This window comes from Mesorhizobium sp. PUT5, from assembly GCF_052216645.1.
Classification (GTDB): domain Bacteria; phylum Pseudomonadota; class Alphaproteobacteria; order Rhizobiales; family Rhizobiaceae; genus Mesorhizobium.
This window is the reverse complement of the sequence record NZ_JBQOSO010000003.1, coordinates 3,308,051-3,333,469: the sequence shown is the minus strand read 5'-3', so window position 1 is coordinate 3,333,469 and position 25,419 is coordinate 3,308,051. Positions and strand designations below refer to the sequence as shown.

At 67.2% G+C, this 25,419-nt stretch carries 25 protein-coding genes; 13 read left to right on the top strand and 12 right to left on the bottom strand.

Going from position 1 to position 25,419, the window contains the following annotated elements; genetic code table 11:
• Window positions 1-48 precede the first annotated feature (48 nt).
• On the bottom strand, window positions 49-1,179 hold the full coding sequence (locus ACTDI4_RS17805; protein ID WP_442842419.1) for a DUF2333 family protein: 1,131 nt from the start codon (window positions 1,177-1,179) through the stop codon (window positions 49-51).
• Between the two features lie 233 nt (window positions 1,180-1,412).
• Entirely contained in the window at window positions 1,413-1,685 is a 273-nt protein-coding gene (gene rpsU, locus ACTDI4_RS17800) for a 30S ribosomal protein S21 (RefSeq protein WP_442842418.1), read from the bottom strand.
• Between the two features lie 425 nt (window positions 1,686-2,110).
• Here rpsU and ACTDI4_RS17795 point away from each other — a divergent pair, with 425 nt between their 5' ends.
• From ACTDI4_RS17795 to choV, 3 genes are all read left to right on the top strand, one after another.
• On the top strand, window positions 2,111-3,046 hold the full coding sequence (locus ACTDI4_RS17795; RefSeq protein ID WP_442842417.1) for a choline ABC transporter substrate-binding protein: 936 nt from the start codon (window positions 2,111-2,113) through the stop codon (window positions 3,044-3,046).
• Window positions 3,047-3,175: 129 nt separating this feature from the next.
• Window positions 3,176-4,030 (top strand): choline ABC transporter permease subunit, encoded by an 855-nt coding sequence (gene choW / locus ACTDI4_RS17790; protein WP_442842416.1) that lies wholly within the window; start codon window positions 3,176-3,178, stop codon window positions 4,028-4,030.
• Window positions 4,027-5,208, top strand: coding sequence for a choline ABC transporter ATP-binding protein (gene choV / locus ACTDI4_RS17785; RefSeq protein WP_442842415.1), 1,182 nt, complete (start codon window positions 4,027-4,029; stop codon window positions 5,206-5,208). The genes choW and choV overlap by 4 nt, the downstream gene beginning before the upstream one ends.
• A 42-nt stretch (window positions 5,209-5,250) precedes the next feature.
• Here choV and ACTDI4_RS17780 read toward each other — a convergent pair whose 3' ends face one another.
• A complete protein-coding gene (locus ACTDI4_RS17780; RefSeq protein ID WP_442842414.1) occupies window positions 5,251-6,660 on the bottom strand; it encodes an ATP-binding protein in 1,410 nt (469 codons plus the stop codon).
• The gene (locus ACTDI4_RS17775) at window positions 6,657-7,373 is read right to left on the bottom strand and encodes a response regulator (protein ID WP_442842413.1); all 717 of its coding nucleotides are present in this window, start codon (window positions 7,371-7,373) and stop codon (window positions 6,657-6,659) included. The genes ACTDI4_RS17780 and ACTDI4_RS17775 overlap by 4 nt, the downstream gene beginning before the upstream one ends.
• 260 nt (window positions 7,374-7,633) lie before the next feature.
• On the opposite strand from ACTDI4_RS17775, the gene ACTDI4_RS17770 reads away from it, so the two are divergent.
• From ACTDI4_RS17770 to clpS, 3 genes are all read left to right on the top strand, one after another.
• Complete coding sequence (locus ACTDI4_RS17770; RefSeq protein ID WP_442842412.1) at window positions 7,634-7,933, top strand: hypothetical protein; 300 nt, start codon at window positions 7,634-7,636, stop codon at window positions 7,931-7,933.
• 35 nt (window positions 7,934-7,968) lie between these two features.
• Window positions 7,969-8,190, top strand: coding sequence for a hypothetical protein (locus tag ACTDI4_RS17765; protein ID WP_442842411.1), 222 nt, complete (start codon window positions 7,969-7,971; stop codon window positions 8,188-8,190).
• 126 nt (window positions 8,191-8,316) lie between these two features.
• Window positions 8,317-8,625 carry an ATP-dependent Clp protease adapter ClpS gene (gene clpS, locus ACTDI4_RS17760; protein ID WP_442842410.1) on the top strand — a complete coding sequence of 103 codons (309 nt, stop codon included), beginning with the start codon at window positions 8,317-8,319 and terminating at the stop codon, window positions 8,623-8,625.
• A gap of 97 nt (window positions 8,626-8,722) precedes the next feature.
• Here the strand turns inward: clpS and ACTDI4_RS17755 are convergent, their stop codons facing one another.
• The 4 genes from ACTDI4_RS17755 to ACTDI4_RS17740 are packed head-to-tail and all read right to left on the bottom strand — an operon-like array spanning window position 8,723 to window position 15,542.
• A complete protein-coding gene (locus tag ACTDI4_RS17755; RefSeq protein WP_442842409.1) occupies window positions 8,723-10,795 on the bottom strand; it encodes a hypothetical protein in 2,073 nt (690 codons plus the stop codon).
• A gap of 3 nt (window positions 10,796-10,798) precedes the next feature.
• Window positions 10,799-13,624, bottom strand: a complete 2,826-nt coding sequence (locus ACTDI4_RS17750; protein WP_442842408.1) for a DUF4159 domain-containing protein — start codon at window positions 13,622-13,624, stop codon at window positions 10,799-10,801.
• The gene (locus ACTDI4_RS17745) at window positions 13,621-14,538 is read right to left on the bottom strand and encodes a DUF58 domain-containing protein (protein WP_442842407.1); all 918 of its coding nucleotides are present in this window, start codon (window positions 14,536-14,538) and stop codon (window positions 13,621-13,623) included. Before ACTDI4_RS17745 ends, ACTDI4_RS17750 begins: the two co-directional genes overlap by 4 nt.
• Window positions 14,538-15,542 (bottom strand): AAA family ATPase, encoded by a 1,005-nt coding sequence (locus ACTDI4_RS17740; protein WP_442842406.1) that lies wholly within the window; start codon window positions 15,540-15,542, stop codon window positions 14,538-14,540. Before ACTDI4_RS17740 ends, ACTDI4_RS17745 begins: the two co-directional genes overlap by 1 nt.
• Before the next feature lie 132 nt (window positions 15,543-15,674).
• On the opposite strand from ACTDI4_RS17740, the gene ACTDI4_RS17735 reads away from it, so the two are divergent.
• Genes ACTDI4_RS17735 through ACTDI4_RS17725 form a run of 3 tightly spaced genes read left to right on the top strand, consistent with a single transcriptional unit; the run spans window position 15,675 to window position 18,219 of the window.
• Entirely contained in the window at window positions 15,675-16,319 is a 645-nt protein-coding gene (locus tag ACTDI4_RS17735) for a DUF1285 domain-containing protein (protein WP_442843389.1), read from the top strand.
• On the top strand, window positions 16,319-16,954 hold the full coding sequence (locus ACTDI4_RS17730; RefSeq protein ID WP_442842405.1) for a CoA pyrophosphatase: 636 nt from the start codon (window positions 16,319-16,321) through the stop codon (window positions 16,952-16,954). The genes ACTDI4_RS17735 and ACTDI4_RS17730 overlap by 1 nt, the downstream gene beginning before the upstream one ends.
• Window positions 16,951-18,219: a CCA tRNA nucleotidyltransferase gene (locus ACTDI4_RS17725; RefSeq protein WP_442842404.1), complete on the top strand. Its 1,269-nt coding sequence runs from the start codon at window positions 16,951-16,953 to the stop codon at window positions 18,217-18,219. Before ACTDI4_RS17730 ends, ACTDI4_RS17725 begins: the two co-directional genes overlap by 4 nt.
• Window positions 18,220-18,229: 10 nt before the next feature.
• Here ACTDI4_RS17725 and ACTDI4_RS17720 read toward each other — a convergent pair whose 3' ends face one another.
• From ACTDI4_RS17720 to hemF, 3 genes are all read right to left on the bottom strand, one after another.
• Entirely contained in the window at window positions 18,230-18,415 is a 186-nt protein-coding gene (locus ACTDI4_RS17720) for a DUF1059 domain-containing protein (RefSeq protein WP_442842403.1), read from the bottom strand.
• Window positions 18,416-18,555: 140 nt separating this feature from the next.
• Complete coding sequence (locus ACTDI4_RS17715) at window positions 18,556-18,819, bottom strand: DUF1344 domain-containing protein (RefSeq protein WP_442842402.1); 264 nt, start codon at window positions 18,817-18,819, stop codon at window positions 18,556-18,558.
• A 245-nt stretch (window positions 18,820-19,064) separates the two neighbouring features.
• Window positions 19,065-19,979, bottom strand: a complete 915-nt coding sequence (gene hemF, locus ACTDI4_RS17710; protein ID WP_442842401.1) for an oxygen-dependent coproporphyrinogen oxidase — start codon at window positions 19,977-19,979, stop codon at window positions 19,065-19,067.
• Window positions 19,980-20,079: 100 nt separating this feature from the next.
• Here hemF and ACTDI4_RS17705 point away from each other — a divergent pair, with 100 nt between their 5' ends.
• Window positions 20,080-20,337 (top strand): hypothetical protein, encoded by a 258-nt coding sequence (locus ACTDI4_RS17705; protein WP_442842400.1) that lies wholly within the window; start codon window positions 20,080-20,082, stop codon window positions 20,335-20,337.
• A gap of 6 nt (window positions 20,338-20,343) precedes the next feature.
• Here ACTDI4_RS17705 and ACTDI4_RS17700 read toward each other — a convergent pair whose 3' ends face one another.
• Entirely contained in the window at window positions 20,344-20,811 is a 468-nt protein-coding gene (locus ACTDI4_RS17700; protein WP_442843388.1) for a tRNA (cytidine(34)-2'-O)-methyltransferase, read from the bottom strand.
• 356 nt (window positions 20,812-21,167) lie between these two features.
• Between ACTDI4_RS17700 and ACTDI4_RS17695 the strand changes: the two genes are divergently transcribed.
• Genes ACTDI4_RS17695 through ACTDI4_RS17685 form a run of 3 tightly spaced genes read left to right on the top strand, consistent with a single transcriptional unit; the run spans window position 21,168 to window position 25,416 of the window.
• Complete coding sequence (locus ACTDI4_RS17695; RefSeq protein WP_442842399.1) at window positions 21,168-21,617, top strand: hypothetical protein; 450 nt, start codon at window positions 21,168-21,170, stop codon at window positions 21,615-21,617.
• Between the two features lie 32 nt (window positions 21,618-21,649).
• Entirely contained in the window at window positions 21,650-23,536 is a 1,887-nt protein-coding gene (locus ACTDI4_RS17690) for an ABC transporter ATP-binding protein (RefSeq protein WP_442842398.1), read from the top strand.
• Window positions 23,533-25,416, top strand: a complete 1,884-nt coding sequence (locus tag ACTDI4_RS17685) for an ABC transporter ATP-binding protein (protein ID WP_442842397.1) — start codon at window positions 23,533-23,535, stop codon at window positions 25,414-25,416. The genes ACTDI4_RS17690 and ACTDI4_RS17685 overlap by 4 nt, the downstream gene beginning before the upstream one ends.
• Window positions 25,417-25,419: the final 3 nt, after the last annotated feature.

Here is a 25,419-nt window from a genome sequence, read left to right as displayed (position 1 = left end):
CGAAAAACGACAGGCGCCGGCCTGGCCTGCGCAGCAAAAGCGGCATGGTCAGCGCTCCAGCACCGAGCGCAACTCGACGATGTTGGAGCGCACCTGCAGCAGGTTGAAACCCATCGTGGCAAGGTGCGAGGGGAAGAAGGCGCTGGACTCGTTGCCGTTGGAGATGATCCAGGGCTGCACGTTCAGCGAGGTGCGCAACTGGCCTTCCATGCGCGTCCACAGGGCCGTGAGGTTGCGCTCGGCGATGACGGCGGCGAAGTCGGAGCGGGCGGCCACGAGTATGCCGTAATAGGCGTAGAGCTGGCCGTAGGCGAACCAGAAGCGGTCGTCGGCGCGGAAGTCGAACCATCCGGCGTCCGATGCGGCGATGCGCTGGCGCAGGATGTCGGAGGTCGAGCCGATGTCGCCGGCGATGCGGTCCAGGAACTGCATCAGGTTGTCGGCGCGGGCATCGAAGGTGGACTGGCACTTCTCGAGGCCGGCGTTGAAGGCGCGCAGCTTCCTGATGGCCTCGCGGTAGACGCTGGGCGTGGGGCGGGTCGGCCCGCGCAGGCCGATGTACCAGGCGGTCTCGCTCCAGGCCAGCGCGGTGCGCGCGTCCTGCAGGTTCTGGTCGATCTGCGAGGTGCCGCGCACGCGTCCCAGCGTGTCGACCAATTCGGTCGTGGTGCGGCGCATCACCTGGTTGATCCCGAGCTGGAAGGCCGCCTTGTTGTCGAAGAAGGGCGTGTTCTTCCATTCGATGCCGAACAGGCCGAGCTTGGAGAGCACCATGGACGAGATCCAGGCGTTCTGGTTGACGTTGAAGTCGATCAGATCGGCCGAGACGGCCGCGATTGCCGAAGGCTTGCAGCTCTGCGCCGGCTGGGCGGTGCCGCTTCCGGCCGCTTCCGTGCCGACGGGGTCGCCGGCGCCGGTGTTCTCGCGGGCTGCCGCAAGCGCTGCCGGATAGTCCGGATTGAAGTTTGTCCAGAACTGGGTGACGTAGAAAAAATAGCCGTAGAGGGCCACGATCACCAGCAGGACGGCGCCGATCGCTCCCCGGAGCATCCAGTTTCGCCCCCAATACCAGCGGCCGGCCCACATGAACGGCCACAGGATGACGCCGATCAGAAAGCCGAGACCGCGGCCGATCCACTGGAAAAGCCAGGTGAAGAAGCTCACGATCGGATCAAGCATCAGTTCCCCTCGTAGAAGCCGCGCCGCGCTCGCTTTCAAATATGCGGTTTTGGCGGCGCCCACAACCGGTGGCGGTCATGGCGATCGTTCGGGGGGCAGGGAGAAATCCGCGACCGGAACGGGCGGTCTGTGGCCGGAAGCGGCCTGACGCATCCGCCCGCCACCGGCAGGCGCCGTGTGGGGACGGATGATCGGCGCGCCCGAAGGACAAGGAGCCCTTGGCGCCGTCGAACCTACGATGCGGTGGCCGTCGGGGCAGCCGCCTTGCGCGGCGCAGGCCGCGGCTTCCTGGCCGGCGCGGCGATCAGGCCCTCGCGGATGGCGAGCTTGCGTGCAGCCTTGCGCGAGCGACGAATGGCTTCGGCCTTCTCGCGGCCGCGGCGCTCGGAAGGCTTCTCGTAGGCGCGCCGCGCCTTCATCTCGCGGAAGACGCCTTCGCGTTGGAGTTTTTTCTTGAGGGCCCTGATGGCCTGTTCGACATTGTTATCACGTACGAGTACCCGCAATGGTCTATCGTCCTCCTGTCGGTTGGATGGTCATGAAGTGACGTTGAGTGGGCGGCTGCGTGCCAGCCGGCCCTGGTCCTATATAGGGTGTTGAGCCGGCTCCGAACAGTGTTTTAAACAAATTGACGTGATTTCAATTGGTTAGCTTTGTGAACTTAACCCAATTATGCTTTTTTCTCCGCGAATCCCTTGATATTTCCAGTCATGCACGTATGCCGCGCATTGCGGATGGCTCGGCCTGGGCGGCAATTGGCGTGAAAAAAGCACGGCGGTGTCGCGGATCGGCCAACCGGCGCCGCCTATCGTGATGTGCAGATGCTTGAAACCGCTGAAGAATGATGTTTGGCTGGCAGGCGAAGCAAGAAAAATCATTTCCGCCAGGCCGAAGAAATCGAACTGGGAACCAACCGAATGGGAGAATGTTCATGTCGCGCATGAAATCCGTTGCTGCCGGGCTCTGCCTGGCGACGTTCCTGTCCACGAGCGCCGCCTTTGCGGGCGATGCCGAAAGCTGCAAGACCGTGCGGCTGTCGGATGTGGGCTGGACCGATATCCAGGCCACCACCGGCGTCGCCTCGGTGCTGCTCACGGCGCTCGGCTACGAGCCCGACGTCAAGCAGCTTTCGGTGCCGGTGACCTATGCGTCGCTGAAGAACAACGACATCGACGTCTTCCTGGGCAACTGGATGCCGTCCATGACCAACGACATCAAGCCCTATACCGAGGACGGCTCGGTCGAGACCGTGAGCGAGAATCTGACGGGAGCGGGTTACGGCATCGTGGTGCCCGACTACGTCGCCGAGGCGGGCGTCAAGACGCTGACCGATCTCGGCAAGTTCAAGGACAAGTTCGGTGCCAAGATCTACGGCATCGAGGCCGGCAATGACGGCAATCGCATCATCCTCGACATGATCAAGAACCCGGCCGACAATCTGGAGGGCTTCGAACTGGTCGAGTCGTCGGAAGCCGGCATGCTCACGCAGGCCGAGCAGTCGATGAAGAACAAGGAATGGATCGCCTTCCTCGGCTGGACCCCGCATCCGGTCATGGGCGCCATGAAGATCACCTATCTCGACGGCATGGGCGATTCCGGCTTCGGCGCGGCGACCGTTCACACCAATGTGCGCAAGGGCTACACGAGCGAGTGCCCGAATGCCGGCAAGTTCATCGCCAACCTGAAGTTCAATCTCGACATGGAAGGCGAGATGATGGACGCCATCCTGAAGGGCGGCGATGCCAACACGGTTGCCGCCGACTGGCTCAAGAAGCATTCCGACGCCGTGACGCCCTGGCTGGAGGGGGTGACCACCTTCGACGGCGGCGACGCGGCCGCCGCGGTCAAGACCGCACTGGGAAGCTGAGCCGGCGTCCGTCTGCAAGGATGAAAAAAGGGCAGCGCCGTGCCAGGGCTGCCCTTTTTTTCCGTGCCGCCACGGAAAGCTTTGCGGGAGAGGCGGCGGCGGGGCGGCAAGGAGGGTTGAGAGGGGCGCATGGATCCGATTTCGAAATTCCTGGTAGCCTGGAAAATCCCGATCGGCACGTGGGGGAAGGACTTCTTCACCTTCCTCACCGACAATTTCGATACGTTCTTCCGGGGCCTGTCGCGGGGGCTGAACACACTCCTGGACGGCACGGTGGACCTGCTGCTCATGCTGCCGCCCTCGCTGCTCGCGCTGCTGATCGCGCTTCTGGCGTGGTGGCTGCAGCGCTCGAGGGCGCTGGCCTTCGGCGTGCTGATCGGCCTGCTCTTCATCATCAACCAGGGCCTGTGGAAGCAGACCGTGCAGACGCTGGTGCTGGTTGTGGCGGCGGCCGCCGCCTCCATGGCCATCGGCGTGCCGCTCGGCATCTGGGCCGCGCACAAGCCGAAGGTCTACCGTTTCCTGCTGCCCGTGCTCGACATGATGCAGACGCTGCCGACCTTCGTCTACCTGATCCCGGTGCTCACCCTGTTCGGCCTGGGCAACGCGCCGGGCCTGATCGTGACCATCATCTTCGTCATCCCCACGCCGGTCAGGCTCACATATCTCGGCATCACCTCGGTGCCGACGGCCATCGTGGAGGCGGGCGAGGCGTTCGGCGCCACCAGGCGGCAATTGCTGTGGAAGGTGGAGCTTCCTTCCGCGCTGCCCACCATCATGGCGGGGCTGACCCAGTCGATCATGCTGTCCTTGTCCATGGTGGTGTTCGCAGCGCTCATCGGCGCCGGCGGCCTCGGCACGGAGATCAACCGCGCGCTGGGCTCGCGCCGCATCGACCTCGGCCTTGAATCCGGCCTGGCCATCGTGGTGCTGGCAATCGTGCTCGACCGCATGACGCGCATCGGCGTCGGAGGCAGGAAATGAGCGTCGCCGTCGATTTCCGCAACGTCGACATCATTTTCGGCGCCGACACGCGCGAGGCGCTGGCCATGGTCGACCGCGGCGCCAGCCGCGCCGAGATCCTGGAGAAGACCGGCAACGTGCTGGGCTGCGCGGGCGCCAACCTCACCGTCAACGAGGGCGAGATTTCCGTCCTCATGGGGCTGTCCGGCTCCGGCAAGTCCACGCTGCTGCGCGCCGTCAACCGCCTCAACGTGGTCTCGCGCGGCCAGGTTCTGGTCAAGGACGGCGACCGCATGATCGATGTCGTGACCTGCGACGAGGCGACGCTGCGGCGCTTGCGCCAGAGACAGGTCGCCATGGTGTTCCAGCAGTTCGGCCTGCTGCCGTGGCGCACGGTGGAGGAAAATGTCGGCTTCGGGCTGGAACTGGCCGGCGTGCCGGAGGCCGAGCGCCGCGAGCGCGTCCACCGCCAGCTCAGGCTGGTCAATCTGGAGCAATGGTCGAAGAAATACGCGCACGAACTGTCGGGCGGCATGCAGCAGCGCGTGGGCCTGGCGCGGGCCTTCGCCACCGACGCGCCGATCCTTCTGATGGACGAGCCGTTCTCGGCGCTCGACCCGCTGATCCGCACGAAACTCCAGGACGAGCTGCTGCAACTCCAGGCGGAACTGAAGAAGACCATCCTGTTCGTCTCGCACGATCTCGAGGAGGCGCTCAAGATCGGCAGCCACATCACCATCATGGAAGGCGGCCGGATCGTGCAGACCGGCGCGCCCGAAGACATCGTGCTGAAGCCCGCCAACGACTATGTGCGCGACTTCATCGCCAACGTGAACCCGCTGTCGGTGCTGACCGCGTGGAACGTCATGCGCGCGCTGCACGAACTGGACACCGACGGCGAGGGCTGGATCTGGCTGGACCGGCGCCAAACCACGCGCTTCAAGCTGGACGGGCAGGGGCTGGTGGTGGCGGCCGAGCGCAACGGCAAGCCGGTCGAATGGGTCTCGTGCGCCGATGTCGAACGGCACCCGGAAGACGGGAGTCAGGTGTTCTGGGCCACGCCCGGAACCTCGCTCAAGGTGGTGATGCTGGCCATGCACCGCTCGCAGACCGCGCCGGTTGCGCTGTTCGACGAGCAGTCGCGTTTCGTCGGCGCCATCGGCATACGCGACGTGCTGAGCGCGGTGCTGCGGCGGTAGGACGCCCGGGAACCGAAGCCAAAAGCAGACGGCCTGTAGCCGCTACACGGCCGAAGGCAGGCGCAGTTCCGTCAGCAGGCCGCCGCCGGGAGGATTGGAGAGACTGATCTCGCCGCCGGCATTGCGCGCAATGTTTCGGGCGATCGTCAGGCCGAGCCCCAGCCCTCCGGTCTCGCGGCTGCGCGAGCCTTCCAGCCGCACGAAGGGGTTGAAGACGGCATCGAGCTTGGCCTGCGGGATGCCCGGTCCCTCGTCGCGGATGGCAAGCACGATCGCGTTGCCGTCGCGATGCAGGCTGATCTGCGCCTTCTTGCCGTAGGTCACCGCGTTCTGGACGAGATTGGTCACGCAGCGGCGAAGCGCTACCGGCCGGGCCATGCAGATCAGCTCGCGCGGGCGCATGCCCTCCTCCTCCAGCGTGGCGTTCTCGAAATCGTCGGCCACCGATTCGACCAGCGACAGGAAGTCGATGCGCTCGGCCTTCTCCTCGGCCACCTCGAAGGTGGCGAAATCGATCACCGAACGGGCTATGGTCTCGATGTCGCCGAGATCGCGGGCGAGGTCGTCGCGGATCTTGGAACTGCGCAGCAGCGCCAGGCGCAGCCGCATGCGCGTCAGCGGCGTGCGCAGGTCGTGCGCCAGCGCCGCCGCGAGCTGCTCGCGGTCCTCGACATAGTCGCGAAGCCGGGCCTGCATGGTGTTGATGGCATGGGCGGCGGTGCGGATCTCGCGGCTGCCGGTCTCGGAAATGGGAGGGCTCTTGAGGTCCTCGCCGAGCCTCTTCACCGCCCTTTCCATGACCCGGTAGGGCGCCGTCAGCCGCCGCAGCGACCAGACGCAGGTGACCACGACCAGCCCTGCCATGATGGCATAGAGGGGCAGGCTGTCGGGGCTCAGCACCGGGCCCGGCGGCAGGATCGGCTCCGTGAAGTTCAGCCATTGCCCGTCCGCGAACTGGATCGAGGCGGTCAGCTTGTCGCTTCTGGCGAAGCCGGCGGCCAGCGCCAAAAGGTCCTTCTCGACCTCGCCCACGTCGGAATCCTCGGCCCTGTGGCGCGGCACGCGGTCCATCAGCGAGGCCGGGTCGCGCCGCACGCGCGCCTCGGTGACGCCGAATTTCGACAGGCGGCCGACCAGAATGTCCTCCAGTTCCGCCAACTGGTCGTCCTGGGCGATGGCGGAGGTGACGGCAGGCGTGTCCGAAACCGTCATCGCATAACTGGAACTGGTCACGCCCGAGGCCAGGCGCCGGCGCTCTTCGGGCGAGGCCGAATACATGAGCTGGACGATGGAGAAGGCGCGGTCGTTGAGGCGGTAATAGTTGACGATGTCGCTGGAGGCGGCGCGGTCGCGGGCCACGATGTAGAGCGTCGTCACCTGGCTGGCGAGCAGGCCGGCGATGACGATGAGCAGCACCCAGGCGGGCAGGGTCTGCGGCAGCAGGCGCCTCATTCGGACGTGGTCTCGGGGATGAACTGGTAGCCGCCGCTGCGCACGGTCTGGATCAGTTGCGGCGAACGCGGATCGTCCTCCATCTTGCGGCGCAGGCGGCTGACCAGAATGTCGATGGAACGGTCGTAGGCGATGCCGCCTTCGCCCCCCGACAGTTCGATGAGCTGATCGCGGGTGAGCACGCGCTGAGCGCTCCTGACGAATGTGTGCAGCAGGTTGAACTCGGCGGCCGTCAGTTCCACGCGCAGGTCGCCGGGCGCGATCAGCCGCCGCCGCCCGCAATCCATGGTCCAGCCGGCGAAGCGATAGATCTGGCGCGGTGCCAGCCCCTTCGGCTCGGCGCTGCTGTGGCGGCGCAGCACGGCGCGGATGCGTGCCAGAAGTTCGCGCGGGTCGAAGGGCTTGGGCACGTAGTCGTCGGCACCCATCTCCAGCCCCACCACCCGGTCGGTGGTCTCGGTGACGGCGGTGAGCATGATGATGGGCGTGGACTGGCGTGCGCGCAGGTCTCGGCACAGCTCGAGCCCGCTCTTGCCCGGCAGCATCACGTCGAGCACGACGAGATCGACCTGGGTGCGGCGCAGGACCGCCTCCATCTCAATGCCGTCGGCGGCGACGGAGACGCGCAGGCCCCGCTTCTGGAAGAATTCCTGAAGCAGGTCGCGGATGCCTTTGTCGTCGTCGACGATCAGGATGTGTGCATCGGACTTCACGAAGATACCCGCCCGCGGATTTTCGGCCGAGGCCCGGCCCTGCCACATAGAATAGGAGCGGCCGCATTCCTTGGCCAGCGGCCGCGGCGGGAGACGGAAACAAAAACGGCGCCTGCGCGAAAAAAATGCCGCCGGAAACAATCCGGAAACAAAATTCAACAAGCCGGAAAAAACGGCGAAAAAAACCGGTGCCATAACGATATCCGCGCCGGCTGGAAACGGTTCGGCGCTTCGTCAACCGGGGTTCCAGGAACCCGATCATGCGCAGACTCTCGTTCGGACTGATGGGTGCATTGCTCGGCATTTCGCTCGTCACGGCCGCAGCGCAAGAGGCTCATGCAAAGGCGGGAATCACCCGGAGCGAAACATGCAGCAGGCTGAGTCACCAACTCGACGAAGCCATCGAAACCCACGCCAAGGCGGTGCAGGTCGCCGAGGCGAAGGCGCTTCAGAAGAAGGCCAGCCGGTATTGCGCCGCCAGGAAAGAGGCGCAAGGCATCCGGATGCTGGCCGACGCGCTGAAGCTCCTTGGAGTGGCACCGGCAGAGCCGAACCAGTGACACCCGAACCAGCCTGCGTGACAAAGGAAACGATGATGAACAAGACCCTCCTCTCCGCTCTTGGCCTCGGCCTTGCTCTTGCCTTCTCGGCGCCGCTGGCTGCCAATGCGGCCGCTTCCACGGCTGCCGCCACCACTTCCACGACCGCTCCGGCCGCCACGACCGTCAAGAAGCCGGTCCACAAGGTCGCGAAAAAGAAGGTCGTCCACAAGAAGAAGGCTGCCCAGAAGGCTCCCGCCAAGAAGACCACTATGTGAGCCGACCCCCTCCCGGCTTCACAAAGACCGCCTCCGCCCTTCGGAGGCGGTCTTTTTCATGCGTGATTTGCCCCTTGCCGGCGATCGTGCGAAAATGAAAGACGTCAGCGCGCGCGGCAGACGGCCATGACCGAAGACGTCCTCCTCAAGCCCAGACCCAAGACCCGGCCGAAGACCGAGCGGCCGAAGCTCTACAAGGTGATCCTGCTCAACGACGACTTCACGCCGCGCGAATTCGTCGTGGCCGTGCTCAAGGCCGAATTCCGGATGAGCGAGGACCAGGCGCAGCGCGTCATGATCACCGCGCACCGGCGCGGCGTGTGCGTGGTGGCGGTGTTCACCAGGGACGTGGCAGAAACCAAGGCGCAGCGTGCCTCCGACGCCGGCAAGGCCAAGGGCTATCCGCTGATGTTCACGACGGAGCCGGAGGAATAGGGCGATAAGGGAATAGGGCAGTATGTTGGTGCGAACCGAAGAACTGCCTCGCCAAGTACATTGACGTGCGCCCGCCCTTCGATCCTTTCCCTACTGCCTATCTCCCCTCCCGGTACCACATGCCGCCCAGCGCCAGCAGCAGCAGGCCGAGGCCGAGGAAGCCGCCGAACAGCGGCACGCGCCTGAGCGCCTTCAGCACGCTGTCGTCGGTGGTACGCAGGCCGATCCAGTCGTCGCCGGAGGCCTGGGCGGAGGCGCGCACAGGCACGATGGCGGGCAGCGCTATGCCGCCGGAGGCGGTGGCGAGCCGTCGCACGCTGCCGCCGGTGGCGTCGGCGGCCGGTTTCAGGATCTTGTCGGTCGACACCACGTCCTGGAATTCCGGCGCATTGACGGGGCCGACATGGGCGAGCGCGGTGAGGTCGCCATTGGCCACCTGATAGAGGCCGATCTCGCCCACCTGGACGCTGCCGGTGAACACGCCGGGCTCGGATTTCTGCAGCTTCACCGTCAGCGCCTTGCCGGTAGGCGTGATGACCTGCGCGGCGCCGGGGTCGTCGCGCATGGTCTGGCGGCGGATCTCCAGCACCATGCCGCGGCCGTCGGCGGTGAGGCGCTCCTCCTCCAGTTCCGGTTCCTTCATCAGCCAGTGGGCGATGCGGCGATAGAGCTGCACATGCGGGCCGCCGCCCTCGTAGCCGCGCGCCCACAGCCAGCCCTGGTCGGAAAGCAGCATGCCGACGCGGCCCTCGCCCTTGCGGTCGAGCACCAGCAGCGGGCGGTCGTCGGCGCCCTTCATCACCACCTCGCCCTCCGGGTGCTCGACGCCGATGGTGCGGAACCAGCGGCCCCAGTGCGGCGGCTCGGCGTTCGATCCGTCCAGGGCGCGCGTCACCGGGTGGCGCTGGCCGAGATCGGTGAGCCGGGGGTAGAACGCCTTGTCGATGACATTGCCGTCGGGCAGGGCGGGCAGGGCCGGCATCAGCGGCGTGCGCGCGATGGTCTGCGCGCCGGCATATTCGGGGCCGGCCGCGATCAGCAGCGCGCCGCCCTTTTCCACATATTCGGCGATGTAGTCGTAATACAGGATCGGCAGCACGTCGCGGTGCTGGTAGCGGTCGAAGATGATGAGGTCGAACTGGTTGATCTTCTCCACAAACAGCTCGCGCGTGGGGAAGGCGATCAGCGACAGTTCGTTGATCGGGGTGCCGTCCTGCTTTTCCGGCGGGCGCAGGATGGTGAAGTGGACGATGTTGACCGAGGCGTCGGACTTGAGCAGGTTGCGCCAGGTGCGCTCGCCCGCGTGCGGCTCGCCCGAAACCAGCAGCACGCGCAGGTTCTCGCGGATGCCGTCGATCAGGGCGACGGTGTGGTTGTTGATGCCGGTCAACTCGCCTTCCTCTTCCGGAATGGCAAGCTCGACGATGTTGCGGCCGGCGTTCGGCACGGTGATCTGCAGGGGCATCTCCTGGCCGATGAAGGCGCGCTCCATCGACACCTGCTGGCCGTTGACGGAGACACGGACGTCCACCGGCCCGGTCTCGCCGTCGGAGGCGATGACGCGGTAGGTCATGTCGAGCGGCTTGCCGACCAGGCCGAAGCGCGGCGCCTTCTCGAAGCGGATGCGGCGGTCCTTCTCGTGCTCGTGGCCGGTGATCAGCGCATGCAGCGGCGCGTTGAGGTCCGGCGGGCCGGAGGGCGCGTCATGCACCTCGCCGTCGGTGATCATGATGGCGCCGCCGACGCGCGAAGGCGGCACGTCGCGCAGCGCGCCCTCCAGCGCGGAGAACAGGCGCGTCTGCGTGCGGTCCTCCACGGCATCGGCCTTGCCGGCCTCCACCACCACGCGCACGTCGAACTGCTTGAAGCGGGAAAGCCGCTCCTTGATGCCGGCAAGGGCGTCGTCGGTCTGCCTGGTGCGGTCGCCTATGTCCTGGCTCTGGCTGCGGTCCACCACCACGGCCACGACGCTCTTCAGCGGCTCGCGCTCCTCGTCGAGCATGACGGGATTGGCCAGCGCCAGCGCCAGCGCGGTCAGCGCCGCCAGCCGGAGCCAGGCGCCGCGCCGGCGCAGCCACAGGCCGGCGAGCGCCAGAACGGCCAGCGGCACCACAAGCGCAGCCATCAGCGGCCAGGACAGCAGCGGCTCGAAGGAGAGCGACCAGTTCATGCCCTACTGCCCCAGCCGTTCGAGCAGGATCGGCACGTGCACCTGGTCGGATTTGTAGTTGCCGGTCAGCGTGTACATCATGATGTTGACGCCGGCCCGCAGCGCATAGACGCGCTGCATGGGGTCGGCCGGAACGGTGGGCAGCAGCGGCGCGCCGTCGGCGCCGATCGCCCAGGCGCCGGCGAAATCGTTGGCCGTGATCATGATGGGAGAAACGCCGTCGCCCGTGCGAACGGGCCGGTTGTCGGCGTTGGAGGCATCGAGCGAGGCTTCCACCCATAGCGGGCTGCCGGCGAAGCGGCCCGGAAACTCGGGCATGATGTAGAAGGATTTGGTCAGCACGTGGTCCGGCGGCACCGGCTCCAGCGGCGGTATGTTGAGGTTGGCGAGGATGTCGCGCAGCCGCTCCGTCGCCGGGCTGGCGGAATCGGCGCCGATGCCGTTGGAATACTGGTCCCGCGTGTCGAACAGCACCGTTCCGCCCTGGTTCATGTAGGCGTCGATGCGGGCGATCGCTGCCTGGTCGGGCATGGGGGCCGCCGGATCGATCGGCCAGTAGATCAGCGGATAGAAGGACAATTCGTCCTTGGCGATGTTGACGCCGGCCGGCTCGTCCGGCTCCAGCGCTGTCTTGTCGATCAGGAAGCGGGTCAGCCCCTCCAGACCGGCGCGGCTGATGGCGTCGTCGGCCGGCACGCCGGTCAGCACATAGGCGATGCGGGTCTTGTCGATGGCGGCGATCGCGGCCGCGTCGCCCGGCTTGGAATCGTCGGCGCGGGCACCGTCCCCGCCTCCCACAAGCAGGCCGAGGCCGACCAGCAGCGCCAGTGCCGCACCGGCAGCCTGGCGACGGCGCGGCCGGCGCGCGAAGGCGCCGCCGATCCACAGCACGGCCAGCGTGTCCAGTGCCAGCAGCGCCAGCGCTGCGGCAATCAGCGGCCCCTTCAGGCGCTGCGATTCGTCGAAGCCGTAGCGGATCGTGGTCACCGGCACGGAAAGCTGCGGGCGCGCCAGCGGCGTCAGCGCGGCCTTCGCCTCGAGCAGGTTGTGGGCGAGCACGCCGGCGTCCGAGCCGTAGAGGCCGGGCGGGTTTTCCAACGTCACCGGCAGGATGCCGGGGCGCGCGACGAGCGGGCGGGCATCCGGCGTCGGGGGCACCAGCGCGCCGTCGGCGGCGATCATGCGATAGGGCGCCAGCGAGGTGTGCGCAGACCCGGAGGAATCGGCAGCGGCCGTGCCCTGGTTGCGCGAAAGCTGCACGATGCGCCGCAGCATCTCCACGAAGCTGCCGGAGATCGGCAGGTTGGACCATGTCGCCTCGGAGGTTACATGGAACAGCACCACCGTGCCCTTGCCCTTGCGGGCGCCGGTCACCAGCGGCGTGCCGTCGGCGAGATTGGCCCAGGTCCGGTCGGCTATGTCGGGCGAGGGCTCGGCCAGCACCTGGCGCGAGACGGTGACCTCGTTGGGCGGGGAGAGATCGGCGAAGGGGCCGTTGCCGGGAAATTCGGTGACCTGCTGCGGCGTGGTCCACGACAGCGCCCCGCCCAGCGAGCGCTCGCCGGTGCGCAGCCGCACGGGCAGCAGGTCCTCGTCGTTGCCGGCGGCGGCCAGCCGGGGGCCGGCGAAGCGCACCAGCGTGCCGCCATTGTCCACCCAGTCCACCAGCTTCTGGCGCACCTGCGGCGGGATGGTGCCGATATCGGCCATGACGATCATGGCCGGCTTGCGGTCGAGGATCTGGGGGATGGCGTCGGCGAGATCGGCGCTGGAAGGTTCTGCGAGATCGGCATAGGGCGAGAGCGCGCGGCGAACGTAGTAGAGCGGCGAAAGCAGCGGCTGCGCCTGGTCGGCCTCGGTCTGCGACAGAAGGCCGACGCGGCGGCGCTTGGAGCTTTCGTCCAGCACCCGCACCGCGCCCGCATGGCGCTCGCCGTCGAGGGCGATGGCGGAAAAGTCGTTGCGCAGCTCGAAGGGCACGGCGATCTTGCCGGTCGCGGTGGTCTCGCCCGGCTGGAAGGTCAGCGTGGCGTCGGCGATGCGGCGGCCCTTGTCGTCGAAGGCGCCGGCGGTGACCCGGGCCGGCGTCGGGTTGCCCGGCGCACGGATGGCGGTCAGCGCAAAGCCGTCCACCTCGTTTTCGGCGGCGGTCAGAGCAATCGGCTCGATGCGATCGGGCACGGCCCAGACCAGGCCGGCCGCCCCGTGCGAGAAAAGCCGGTCGAACGCCTGCTTGTCGTCTTGCGCCGCCAGCCCGTCGGCCAGAACGGCGACGCTGGCGTTGGGCAGCGAGGCCAGCGCCTCGGCCACGCGGGCATACACGGCCGGCCGGTCGGTGGGGATGGGCCGCGGCTTTGCCGCGCGCAGCCGGTCGAGAGCTGCGGCGGCGTCGAAGGGGCCGATCTCGGCATTGGGCTTCTCGGCGGTGAAGGCGATCACCACCGGCTCGCCCCTGCCGCCGGCATCGGCGATCAGCCGCTCGGCGGTGGCCACGCGCTTGTCCCAGTCGGGCGCTGCGGCCCAGCCATTGTCGATCACCAGCGCCAGCGCCGCGCCCTTGGTCGGCAGTTGCTCGCGCGGGTTCCAGACGGGCTCGGCAAGCGCTGCAATGACCAGGGCCGCCATCAACAGCCTGAGCAAGGTCAGCCACCAGGGACTCTGCTGCGGGGTCTCCTCGCGCCGCAGCACGCGCGCCAGCACGGCAAGCGGCGGAAACACTTCCGTCTGCGGCCGGGGCGGGGTGAGCCTGAGCAGCCACCAGATCACCGGCAGGGCGATCAGGCCCCACAGCACCATCGGCGCGCCAAAAGAAAGCGGCAGCCAACTCATGCCGCCGGCCTTCCGGTCTGGAAGCCCTCGGCGCCCAGCGCCATGTGCAGCCGCACCAGCGCCTCTGAGGCGAGGCGGTCGGTGTGGTTGGTGGTGAAGCTCCAGCCCAGCCGCCGGCACCACGCCGCCAGTTCGTCGCGGCGGGCGTGGTAGAGGCGGCGGTAGTCGTCGGCCAGCGTTTCGGCACGGCCGGCGGTCAGCTTCTCGCCGGTCTCGGGATCGGTGAATTCGGTGCGTCCGGAATAGGGGAAGCTTTCCTCGGCCGGATCGGCGATCTCGATCAGATGCGCGCGCACCTCATGGCGGGCCAGCACGTCCAGCCAGGCGACGGTTTCCTCGACGGGGTCGAGGAAGTCGCTGACGAGGACGATGTCGGAAAAGCGGCGCACCATCGAAAGATCGGGCTTGTCCGGCAGGTCGGGCGCGTGGACGAGGCGGGCGGCGACGCGCTCGGCGCCGTCGCGGGCGGTGAAGGGATCGGTCAGGCCCGGCCAGGCGATGCGCTCGCCGCTGCGCGACAGAAGCTCGGCCATGGCCAGCGCCAGCACCAGCGCGCGGGTCTGCTTGGAGACTTCCGCCGTGGTCGACTTGTAGAGCATGGAGGGCGAGGAATCGGCCCAGATCCACACCGTGTGCGCGGCCTCCCACTCGCGGTCGCGCACATAGATGTGGTCGTCGCGGGCGGAGCGGCGCCAGTCGATGCGGGCGATCGATTCGCCCTCGACATAGGGCCGGAACTGCCAGAAATTCTCGCCGATGCCGCGCTTGCGGCGGCCGTGCCAGCCGGCGATCACCGTGTTGACGATGCGGCGCGCCTCTACCAGCAGGTCCGGCACCAGGGCGGCGCGAGCCCGGCCGCGGACAAGCGCCTCGCGCGCCGCCGCCGGTGCCTGGGCCTCGCCGATCCGCGCCATCAGATTTCCTTGACCAGCCTTGCCACCACGTCGCGCACGCTCATGCCCTCTGCGCGGGCGGCGAATGTCAGCGCCATGCGGTGCTGCAGCACCGGCTCGGCCAGGGCGCGCACGTCGTCCACGGAAGGCGCCAGCCGCCCGTCGTAGAGAGCGCGCGCACGGGCGCACAGCGTCAACGCCTGGCCGGCGCGCGGACCCGGCCCCCAGGAGACGTGCCGGTCGGTGTCGGCGCCGCCCTGGCCCGGGCGGGCGGAGCGCACCAGGGAGAGGATGGCCTCCACCACGCTTTCGGGCACCGGCATGCGGCGGATCAGCATCTGGATCTCGCGCAGCCGCTCGGGACCGAGCACGTTCTGCGCCCTGGCCTCGTCCACGCCGGTGGTCTCCAGAAGAATGCGGCGTTCGGCGTCCAGTTCGGGATAGAGGACGTCGATCTGCATCAGGAAGCGGTCGAGCTGTGCCTCGGGCAGCGGATAGGTGCCCTCCTGCTCAAGCGGGTTCTGCGTCGCCAGCACATGGAAGGGGGCGGGCAGGTCGTGGCGCGCGCCTGCCACGGTGACGTGATATTCCTGCATGGATTGCAGCAATGCCGACTGCGTGCGCGGCGAGGCGCGGTTGATCTCGTCGGCCATCAGCAATTGGGTGAAGATCGGCCCGGGAATGAAGCGGAAGGAGCGGCGGCCGTTCTCGTCCTGCTCCATCACCTCGGAGCCCAGAATGTCGGACGGCATCAGGTCGGGGGTGAACTGGATGCGGCGCGAATCCAGGCCCAGAACGATGCCCAGCGTTTCCACCAGCTTGGTCTTGGCCAGGCCCGGCACGCCCACCAGAAGCGCGTGGCCGCCGGCCAGCAGCGCCACCAGCGTGCGTTCCACCACCCCTTCCTGGCCGAAGATGACGCGGCCCACGCCTTCGCGGACGCGGGAGATGTCGGCAAGCGCCTGCTCGGCCTGGGCGACCATGTCCCTGTCGCTGACCGGGCCCTCCTTGACCATGATGCTCATGAAGCTTCCATTCCTCGTCATTGGCGGCGGCGCAAGGCCTGCCGCCGCGATTCGTGCCGGACCTAGCCCTTTCCCGAACTTAAATCACCTGCCCCGGCTGACAAGCGCGCCAACAGTGACTATTTCGTGGCCATGGTCGATCAGTCCGCATCCAGGAAGGGAAGCATTGCCGGGGAAAGTCTGGCCACAGCCGCGGACGCGGCCGGGCTGGAGGCGCTGGTCGCGCGGGCTGCCCGCGCCGGCAAGGGCCTGCCGCCGGTGGAGCGCTGGAACCCGGATTTCTGCGGCGACCTCGACATGGAGATCCGGCCGGACGGCACCTGGTTCTACCTGGGCACGCCGATCGGCCGCATGCCGCTGGTGCGGCTGTTCTCCACCGTGCTGCGCAAGGACGCGGATGGCAGGACCTATCTGGTCACGCCGGTGGAGAAGGTCGGCATCCGCGTGATCGATGCCCCCTTCGTGGCGGTGGAGATGAACGTTTCCGGCGCGGGCGAGGGGCAGGTCATCACCTTCCGCACCAATGTCGGGGACGTGGTGGAAGCGGGACCGCGGAACCCGCTGCGATTCGTCGACGAGGACGGCACCGGCGGGCTCAAGCCCTATCTTCTGGTGCGGGGGCGGCTGGAGGCGCTGGTGGCGCGGCCGGTCATGTACGAACTGGTCGGCCACGGCGAGGAGATAGCCGTAGACGGGCACGCCATGTTTGCCGTGCGCTCGCTGGGCGCGGTCTTTCCGATCATGCCGGCGGAGCGGCTCAGGAGCTTGAGCACGTGATGGACCGCCGGACCGCTGCCGCTCCCTTTTCCGCCGCCGATTTCCGCGCGCGCGCCGCCGCGCAGTCGCCGGCCCGCCAGGGCGAGGCCTTCGGCGACCATCGCTTCAATCCCGGCCACCCGCGGCTCGACCTTGCCGCGCCGCTGCGCGACGCGGCGGTGCTGATACCGGTGGTGGATCACGGGTCGGAGGCCACCGTGCTGCTTACCAAGCGCTCCGAGACGCTGCGCAGCCATACCGGCCAGGTGGCCTTTCCCGGCGGCCGGATAGACCCGGGCGATCCGACGCCGGAATCCACGGCGCTGCGCGAGACGGCCGAAGAGGTCGGGCTCGACGCCGGCTTCGTGGATCTTGTCGGCCGTATGCCCGACTACGTCTCCGGCTCCGGCTACCGCATCGCGCCGGTGCTGTCGGTGGTGCGGCCGGGCTTTCACCTGACGCTCAATCCCGATGAGGTGGACGCCGCCTTCGAGGTGCCGCTGTCCTTCCTGATGGACCCGGCCAACCACCGCCGCGACAGCCGCTTCTGGAACGACCGCGAATGGTTCTTCTACGAGATGCCCTATGGCGGGCAGCGCATCTGGGGGGTGACGGCGGGCATCATCCGCACGCTCTACGAAAGGCTCTATGCGTGAGCGGCACGGTCACCATCGCCGGGCGTGCCGACTGGCTGCGCGACAAGAACCTGCAGCGGCTGCTTTCGGTTCTGTCCAGCCATGGCGACCAGGCGCGCATCGCCGGCGGGGCGGTGCGAAACGCGCTGATCGGGCAGAAGGTGGCCGATGTCGACATAGCCACCACCACGCTGCCGGAAGAAACGATGCGGCGCGCGGAAGCCGCCGGCTTCAAGCCGGTGCCGACCGGCATCGAGCACGGCACCATCACCGTGGTGGCCGGCGGCAAGCCGTTCGAGGTGACGACGCTGCGCGCCGATGTCGAAACGGACGGGCGCAGGGCGAAAGTGTCCTTCGGACGCGACTGGAAGGCGGATGCCGAGCGGCGCGACTTCACCATCAACGCGCTCTATGCTGAGGCCGATGGCACGGTGGTCGACCTGGTCGGCGGCATCGCCGACATAGAGGCGCGGCGGCTGCGCTTCATCGGCGATGCGGAAGCCCGCATCCGTGAGGACTACCTGCGCATCCTGCGTTTCTTCCGCTTCTTCGCCTGGTATGGCGACGGCCGTCCCGACGCGGAGGGGCTGAAGGCCTGTGCAAGGCTGAAGGAGGGCCTCGACAGGCTTTCGGCCGAGCGCGTCTGGATGGAACTGAAGAAGCTGCTTTCCGCTCCGGACCCTTCACGCGCGCTTTTATGGATGAGGCAGGCGGGCGTCTTGTCGCGCGTGCTGCCCGAAAGCGACAAATGGGGCATCGACGCCATCCACGCGCTGACCGAAACCGAGCGCGCCCTGGGCTGGGGCGCCGACCCGCTGCTGCGGCTGGAGGCGATGGTGCCGCCGGACGCCGCCCGCATGAAGAAGCTTGCCGAACGGCTCAGGCTTTCCACCGCCGAGGCCAACCGGCTCCAGCGTTGGGCGCTGACCCCGCCCGTCGAACCGACGGAGACCGAAGGCATGCTGGCGCGGGTGCTCTACCACGGCGATCCGCAGGGCGTGATCGACCGCCTGCGGCTTGCACTGGCCGCGGCGCGCGGGCGGGCCGCGCAGGACGTCGCGACGCTCGCGCAGGCGGGCGGGCTTTCACGCCTGCTCGCCTATACGCAAAAGTGGGAGCGGCCTGTGTTTCCGGTGAAGGGCGCGGACCTTGCGGCACTGGGCGCGGCACAAGGGCCGCGGCTCGGTGCCCTGCTCAGGCAACTCGAGACGGAATGGATCGGATCGGGCTTCGTACTTGGTCGCGACGCGTTGCTTGAGCGCGCGCGGGCCGTGATCGGGAGCTAAGCCGCCGCGGTCAGGCGGCGTCCCGCACCTTTTCGATGCGCGAACGGATGGCCTCGATCATGGTCTCGCGGATGACGGTCTCGCCATGCGTCTGGCGCATGTGCTCGACAGCGCGGCGCATCACCTCGGCCTCCTCCTCGGCGCGCGTATGCCATTCGCAGCCGGGAACGAGCGAGCCGCAATAGAACTCCTTCATCGTTTCCTCCTTTCCTGGTCGTGTCGAAGGTCGAGCATAACACGCTTCGGGCGGTTTTGGTTGCGCCGTTGGCGGGCCGCGTATGCGAAAGGCGGAGCGCGCTCAGGCGCCCCGCCCTTTCACGCTGTCCTGCGAAAGGATTACTGCTTCAGGATTTTCACAGCCTCGGCAACCTTCTCCTTGCCGCTCATGTCCCAGGAAATCCTGACCTTCTCGCCGGCCTTCAAGCCAGGATCCTTGAAAGTCTTGGGCAGCGTAAAGGCGGAGCCGTCATCTAGGACGAGGCTCTTTGCCGTCCCGTCGAACGTCTTTACCGTGCCCGTGGTGTGCTTGACTGCGGCGAACGCCATGGAGCCGGAAGCCAGAAGCGCGGCGGCGGCGGCGGATACGATGAGCTTGCGCATATCGATTTTCCTGGAGTGCGGGCATCGTGGGAAGATGCCCCTTGTTCGGGCCGTCCGGTCGCGTCGGGTCGCGGTTCCGGGGAGGGGGAACCGCCGGCGCTTCCCGGCCCGGCCACAAACTATCGCCCGCTCCAGGCCAGGCTATTAGACGAAAAAGAAAATCCGCAGTGCGGCCCGCGCCATATTGCGGGTCCAAATCCGCGAATTTGGACCCGAATGCGGTTCACGCGCCGCTCACGGCAATTTTACGGCCACTTCACCTGCGGCGGCATGGAGGAAAGGATCGAGGATACGTTGCCGCCGGTCTTCAGGCCGAAGATGGTGCCCCGGTCGTAGAGCAGGTTGAATTCGACATAGCGGCCGCGCCGGATCAGTTGCTCCTCGCGGTCGCCGTCGGTCCAGTTGTCGTTGAAATTGGCGCGCAGCAGATGCTGGTAGACCACCAGGAAGGCGCGGCCCACATCCTGCACGAAGGCGAAATCGGCATCCCAGCCGCCCTTTTCATCGGGCGAATGCAGCCAGTCGAAGAAGATGCCGCCGATGCCGCGCGGCTCGCTGCGGTGTGGCAGGAAGAAATACTCGTCGCACCAGTCCTTGTATTTTTCATAGTCGGCCACGGCCGCGTGCTTCTCGCAGGCGAAGCGCATGGCGCGGTGGAAGGCGACCGAATCCGGGTCTTCCTGGGTGCGGCGGCGGTCGAGCACCGGCGTCAGGTCGGCGCCGCCGCCGAACCACCGCCGGGTGGTGACGACCATGCGCGTGTTCATGTGGACGGCAGGCACGTTCGGGTTCCACGGGTGGGCGATGAGCGAGATGCCGCTGGCCCAGAAGCGCGGGTCTTCGTCGGCGCCGGGAATCTGTTTGCGGAATTCGGGCGAGAACTCGCCGAAGACCGTGGAGGTGTGCACGCCGACCTTCTCGAAGACGCGGCCGTGCATCATCGACATGGTGCCGCCGCCGCCCTTGCCTTCTTCGCGCTGCCACGGCGTCTGCTCGAAGCGGCCCGGCGCCCAGCTCGCCTGCGGGCCGGCCAGTTCGTCCTCGATCGCCTCGAAGGCGGCGCAGATGCGGTCGCGCAGCGTCTCGAACCAGGCGCGCGCCTTGTCCTTCCTGGCCTCGATGTCGGCGGGCAGGCCCGCGGGGATTTCAGGTCTTTCCAAGATGCCGTCTCCGCTGGCGGGCCGGGCGGCCCGACAAATGACTCGTCTTTTGTCGGCGCGATCCCTAATCTCTTGAGACAACGGGTCAAGGAGTTCTTTCGTGCGTACTCCGGCAAGACCGCCGCTGGATGGCCTGAAGAAGAGGCTCGACCGCAGCCGCGCCGAGCACGGGCGCATGCCGCGCGACGGCTTCCTGCGCGAGACCTTCGTGCTGCCGCGTCGCGATGCCAGGCTCAAGGCGCAGGAATGGTTCGAGCGCTGGCCGAAGCAGGCCTACTGGACCGAGATCGAAAGCTGGTTCGAGCGGCCGGGCGACGTCATCGAATTCACCATAAGGCGCCTGCCCGCGGCAGATTGACGTCGGTCAGCGCAATTGGCGGATCGCTTCGCCCGCCGCCATCGCCACGGAGAGCGCGATGTTGAGGCTGCGGGCACCGGGCTGCATGGGAATGAGCAGGCGGGCATCCGCCGCTTCGTGCACATTTTCCGGCACGCCCGCCGATTCGCGTCCGAACAGCAGCGTGTCGCGCGGCGAAAAGGAAAAATCCGCATAGGGCATCGCGGCGCGGGTGGAAAGCAGCACCAGGCGGCGCCCCTCGGCCCGGCGCCGCTCCTCGAAGGCCTGCCAGTCGACATGGCGCGTGAGGGCGGCCATCTCCAGATAGTCCATGCCGGCGCGCTTCAGATTGCGGTCGGAGAGGTCGAAACCGGCCGGTTCGACGATGTCCACCGCCAGCCCCATGCAAGCGGCGAAGCGCAGGATCGTGCCCGTGTTGCCGGCGATGTCGGGCTGGTACAGCGCAATGCGCAGGCCTTCCTTCTCTTCCGTCATGGGCATTCCGAACCTTCCTGCGTGGCGCGCCGGCCACAGTGCGCCGCGGTTTCCCGCCTTTCGCGGACCCGTATATGGCCATCGGCCGCGAATGCGTGTATAGGACGGCGATTGTCAACTCGAACCGACGGAGGCGGATATGGAATTCATGAAGACCGTAGACATCCACCGCCCCATCTATCGCCCATTGGGGTGGCGCTTCGCCTGACGGCGGCACTCGGTTCGACGCTTTCCTGACCATCTAAGGCACATTTGTCCCGATTCCGGCCGGAACCGTTTTCCGGTTTCCGAAGGAATCTTCCGATGTTTCCAAGCTTCCAAGGGGCTGAAGGTCCCGCCAAAGCGCGCCCGTCGCCGTGATTTCCCTGCCGGTGCCTTCGGTCCCGGCCGGCACTTTTTTCAACCAAGTTCCTTTTTCGGAGGACGGACCCATGTTCGATCCCTGCAAGATACCCGGCTCACGCAACCTCCACGAGCGCAAGCTCGCCACCTGGGCGCTGCTGGTCGGCGAAACCCATTCCTCGGACGCGCACGCACAGATGCGGCGGCGGCCGCATCGCGGCATGCTGCCCGACGTGGACTTTTCCCGTGCCGTGCCGGACTACGGCCGGCCTTCGCTGGTGCGGCGCCTCTTCGGCCTGTTCCGTCGGGGGGCCGCAAGCACCGATGACGGCGAACGTCAGGAGGTTTGCGCATCTCCTGTCGGCGAAAAGCCATCGGCTTCCTATATTGCGCGGACGGTCCTGCGCCTTCCTGCCGATTCCCAAGAGCCGCGGGCCCATGCCGCGCGGGCCCGCGCCGCCTAGGCGGACGTCCAGACAAGAAGAGAGACGAAACGATGTTCCGCTGGTTTGAGAAAAGGCTCGATCCGTTCCCCGCAGCCGAGCCGGTCGAGCCGCCGAGGACGCTGGTCGGCTTCTGCATCCACTACACGCGCGGCGCATGGCCCTATCTGGCCGTCGATGCGGTGCTGATCGCAGCTATCGCGATCGCAGAGGTGTGGATGTTCGGCTTTCTCGGTCATATCGTCGACTGGCTTTCGGCGCAGAACCGCGAGACCTTCCTGCAGACGGAATGGCTGAAGCTCGCCGGCATGGCCTTCGTCGTGCTGGTCGCCTTGCCCGGCACGGTGTGGTTCCATTCGCTCATCAACCAGCAGACGGTGATGGGCAACTACCCCATGCGTATCCGCTGGCAGGTGCACCGCTATCTGCTCAAGCAGTCGATGACTTTCTACCAGGACGAGTTCGCCGGCCGCATCGCCACCAAGCTGATGCAGACGGCGCTGGCCGTGCGCGACTGCGTCATCAAGCTCAGCGACGTGCTCAACTATGTCGTGGTCTATTTCCTCGGCATGCTGGTCATCGTCGGCTCGGCCGACTGGCGGCTGGCCGCGCCGCTCGGCGCGTGGCTGGTCGGCTATGTGCTTCTGCTGCGCTACTTCATCCCGCGGCTCGGCAGGGTGGGGCAGGAGCAGGCCGACGCGCGCTCGCTGATGACCGGCCGCATCGTCGACAGCTACACCAACATCCAGACGGTGAAGCTGTTCTCGCATGCGCGCCGGGAAGCGAGCTTTGCGCGCGAGAGCATGATGCTGTTCCTCGACACGGTCTACCGCTCCATGCGCCTCGTCACCAGCCTCTACGGCGTGCTCTACGTGCTCAACTCGCTGCTGCTGTTCTCGGTGGCGGCGCTGTCGATCTGGCTGTGGCTGGGCGAGGCGGTGACCATAGGCGCGGTCGCCGTCGTCATCGGCCTCGTGCTCAGGCTGTGGGGCATGTCGCAATGGATCATGTGGGAGATGTCGGCGCTGTTCGAGAACATCGGCACGGTGCAGGACGGCATCGGCTCGATCTCGCTGCCCCGGCTGGTCGAGGACCGGCCGCAGGCCAAAGACATCGTGGTCGACAAGGGCGATATCCGTTTCGAGCACATCGGCTTCCACTACGGCAAGCAGAAGGGCGTCATCGAAGACCTCGCACTCACGGTGAAGCCGGGCGAAAAGGTCGGCATCGTCGGCCGTTCGGGAGCCGGCAAGTCCACGCTGGTGAACCTTCTGCTGCGCTTCTACGACCTGGAGCGCGGGCGCATCCTGGTCGACGGGCAGGACATTTCGGCCGTCACGCAGGATTCGCTGCGCGGGCAGATCGGCATGGTCACCCAGGACACCTCGCTGCTGCACCGATCCGTGCGCGACAACATCCTCTACGGCCGGCCCGACGCCAGCGAGGAGATGATGCTGGAGGCTGCCCGCCAGGCCGAGGCGCTGGACTTCATCGACGGGCTTTCGGACGCCAAGGGCCGCAAGGGCTTCGACGCCCATGTCGGCGAGCGCGGCGTGAAATTGTCCGGCGGCCAGCGGCAACGCATCGCCATCGCCCGCGTTATGCTGAAGGACGCGCCGATCCTGATTCTCGACGAAGCGACGTCTGCGCTCGATTCCGAGGCCGAGGCGGCCATCCAGGAGAACCTCTACAAGCTCATGCAGGGCAAGACCGTCATCGCCATCGCCCATCGCCTGTCGACCATCGCCGCGATGGACCGGCTGGTCGTGATGGACAAGGGCCGCATCGTGGAGGAAGGCACGCATGACGAGTTGGTCGCCGCCGGCGGCATCTATGCGCAACTCTGGCAGCGCCAGTCTGGCGGTTTCCTGCTCGACGACGGCCAGCACGAGCCGGCCGCCCGCATGGCGGTGGAAATGAAGGAAGAAGCCGCCGAATGATGAAGGCCGTCTACCGCTGGTTCGAGAACTGGGTCTACCCGTTCAGGGAGCCGGCGGACCTTCGCCCGCCCTTCGCGGTCGGGCGCTTCATCTGGCACTATGTCGGGCAGGCCAAGCTCGCCTTCTTCGCCATGCTCGTCATCGGCGGCATCGCGCCGCTGGTCGAGGCCGGCCTGTTCTATTTCGTCGGCCGGCTGGTCGACATACTCGACCAGATCCATGGCCAGCGGAGCTGGCAGGCGCTGTGGGACGCGGCCGGCTGGGAACTCGTCTTCATGGTCGTGGTGGTGCTGGTCATCCGCACGGTGGTGGTGGCGCTGTCGGCGCTGGTGGACGAGCAGACCATCACGCCGGGCTTCTACAACCTCGTTCGCTGGCAGGCGCATCGCCACGTCTCGCGCCAGTCCTACGCCTTTTTCCAGAACGATTTCGCCGGCCGCATCGCCACCAAGGTTTGGCAGGCCGGGCAGGCCACCGGCGACCTGATGGAAAGCTTCATCGAGGTGGTGTGGTTCATGATCGTCTACACCGTCACCACGCTGGCCCTGGTGGCGGGGCTGGACTGGCGGCTGGCGGCGCTGGTGGTGATCTGGATCGCGGCCTTCGGCTGGCTGGCCAGGCTCTATCTTCCCTCCATCCGCAAGCATGCGGAGGCGACCGCCGAAGCCGGCTCGATGATCAACGGCCGCATCGTCGATTCCTACTCCAACGTGCAGACGCTCAAGCTGTTCGCCGCCGACGGCGACGATCGCTACATCCGCAACGGCTTCGACATCTATCTCGACGCGCTGCGCCCCTTCACCCGGCGGCTGACCGGCGTGCGTATGGCGCTGACGGGCCTGTCCGGCGTCATGATCACGGCGATCGCCTGCTTTTCCGTCTATCTGTGGCTGGAAGGCTCCATCACGGTCGGCGCGGTCGCCTTCACGCTGTCGCTGGTGCTGCGGCTCAACATGCTGCTAGGCCGGCTGATGATGCAGCTCAACGGCATATTGCGGAACCTCGGCGTGCTGGAGAACTCGAAGGCGCTGATCTCGCAGCCGCTCGGGCTGGTCGACTGCCCGGACGCGAAGGAGCTCGTCGTTGCCGGCGGGCGCGTGGAATTCCGCGACGTGGTGTTCCACTACGGCAAGGGCGCCGGGGTGCTGGACGGCATCGACCTCATCATCAGGCCGGGCGAGAAGGTCGGGCTCATCGGCCCTTCGGGCGCGGGCAAGACCACGCTGGCAAACCTGCTGCTGCGGCTCTACGACCTCGAGGGCGGCAAGATCGCGATAGACGGGCAGGACATCGCCGCCGTCACGCAGAATTCGCTGCGCGCCAATATCGGCGTTGTCAGCCAGGACACAGCGCTCTTCCACCGCTCGCTGCGCGACAACATCCGGCTCGGCATGCCCGATGCCACGGATGCACAGGTGATGGCGGCCGCGCGCCGCGCCGAGGCGCACGAGTTCATCCTGCAGCTTCGCGACAATCGCGGCCGCACCGGCTACGACGCCTTCGTGGGCGAGCGCGGCGTGAAGCTTTCCGGCGGCCAGCGCCAGCGCATCGCCATCGCCCGGGTCTTCCTCAAGGACGCGCCGGTCCTGGTGCTGGACGAGGCGACGTCGGCGCTCGATTCCGACATCGAGGCGGCGATCCAGCAAAATCTGACCCGGCTCATGCACGGCAAGACCGTGATCGCCATCGCGCATCGCCTTTCCACGATCGCGGCCCTGGACCGGCTGGTGGTGCTGGACCGGGGCCGGATCGTGGAGGAGGGCACGCATGAGGAACTGATTGCGCTGGACGGGCTCTATGCGCGGCTGTGGCGGCGCCAGTCCGGCGGCTTCCTCTTCAACGAGGAGAACGCGCTGGAAGAAACGCGGCCAGCGGAATAGGAA

Coding starts and splice junctions, on each gene's coding strand:
- ACTDI4_RS17805 (WP_442842419.1), bottom strand. CDS start 1,179: ATGCTTGATCCGATCGTGAGCTTCTTCACCTGGCTTTTCCAGTGGATC.
- ACTDI4_RS17795 (WP_442842417.1), top strand. CDS start 2,111: ATGTCGCGCATGAAATCCGTTGCTGCCGGGCTCTGCCTGGCGACGTTC.
- choW (WP_442842416.1), top strand. CDS start 3,176: ATGGATCCGATTTCGAAATTCCTGGTAGCCTGGAAAATCCCGATCGGC.
- choV (WP_442842415.1), top strand. CDS start 4,027: ATGAGCGTCGCCGTCGATTTCCGCAACGTCGACATCATTTTCGGCGCC.
- ACTDI4_RS17780 (WP_442842414.1), bottom strand. CDS start 6,660: ATGAGGCGCCTGCTGCCGCAGACCCTGCCCGCCTGGGTGCTGCTCATC.
- ACTDI4_RS17770 (WP_442842412.1), top strand. CDS start 7,634: ATGCGCAGACTCTCGTTCGGACTGATGGGTGCATTGCTCGGCATTTCG.
- ACTDI4_RS17765 (WP_442842411.1), top strand. CDS start 7,969: ATGAACAAGACCCTCCTCTCCGCTCTTGGCCTCGGCCTTGCTCTTGCC.
- clpS (WP_442842410.1), top strand. CDS start 8,317: ATGACCGAAGACGTCCTCCTCAAGCCCAGACCCAAGACCCGGCCGAAG.
- ACTDI4_RS17755 (WP_442842409.1), bottom strand. CDS start 10,795: ATGAACTGGTCGCTCTCCTTCGAGCCGCTGCTGTCCTGGCCGCTGATG.
- ACTDI4_RS17750 (WP_442842408.1), bottom strand. CDS start 13,624: ATGAGTTGGCTGCCGCTTTCTTTTGGCGCGCCGATGGTGCTGTGGGGC.
- ACTDI4_RS17745 (WP_442842407.1), bottom strand. CDS start 14,538: ATGGCGCGGATCGGCGAGGCCCAGGCACCGGCGGCGGCGCGCGAGGCG.
- ACTDI4_RS17740 (WP_442842406.1), bottom strand. CDS start 15,542: ATGAGCATCATGGTCAAGGAGGGCCCGGTCAGCGACAGGGACATGGTC.
- ACTDI4_RS17735 (WP_442843389.1), top strand. CDS start 15,675: ATGGTCGATCAGTCCGCATCCAGGAAGGGAAGCATTGCCGGGGAAAGT.
- ACTDI4_RS17730 (WP_442842405.1), top strand. CDS start 16,319: ATGGACCGCCGGACCGCTGCCGCTCCCTTTTCCGCCGCCGATTTCCGC.
- ACTDI4_RS17720 (WP_442842403.1), bottom strand. CDS start 18,415: ATGAAGGAGTTCTATTGCGGCTCGCTCGTTCCCGGCTGCGAATGGCAT.
- ACTDI4_RS17715 (WP_442842402.1), bottom strand. CDS start 18,819: ATGCGCAAGCTCATCGTATCCGCCGCCGCCGCCGCGCTTCTGGCTTCC.
- ACTDI4_RS17700 (WP_442843388.1), bottom strand. CDS start 20,811: ATGACGGAAGAGAAGGAAGGCCTGCGCATTGCGCTGTACCAGCCCGAC.
- ACTDI4_RS17690 (WP_442842398.1), top strand. CDS start 21,650: ATGTTCCGCTGGTTTGAGAAAAGGCTCGATCCGTTCCCCGCAGCCGAG.
- ACTDI4_RS17685 (WP_442842397.1), top strand. CDS start 23,533: ATGATGAAGGCCGTCTACCGCTGGTTCGAGAACTGGGTCTACCCGTTC.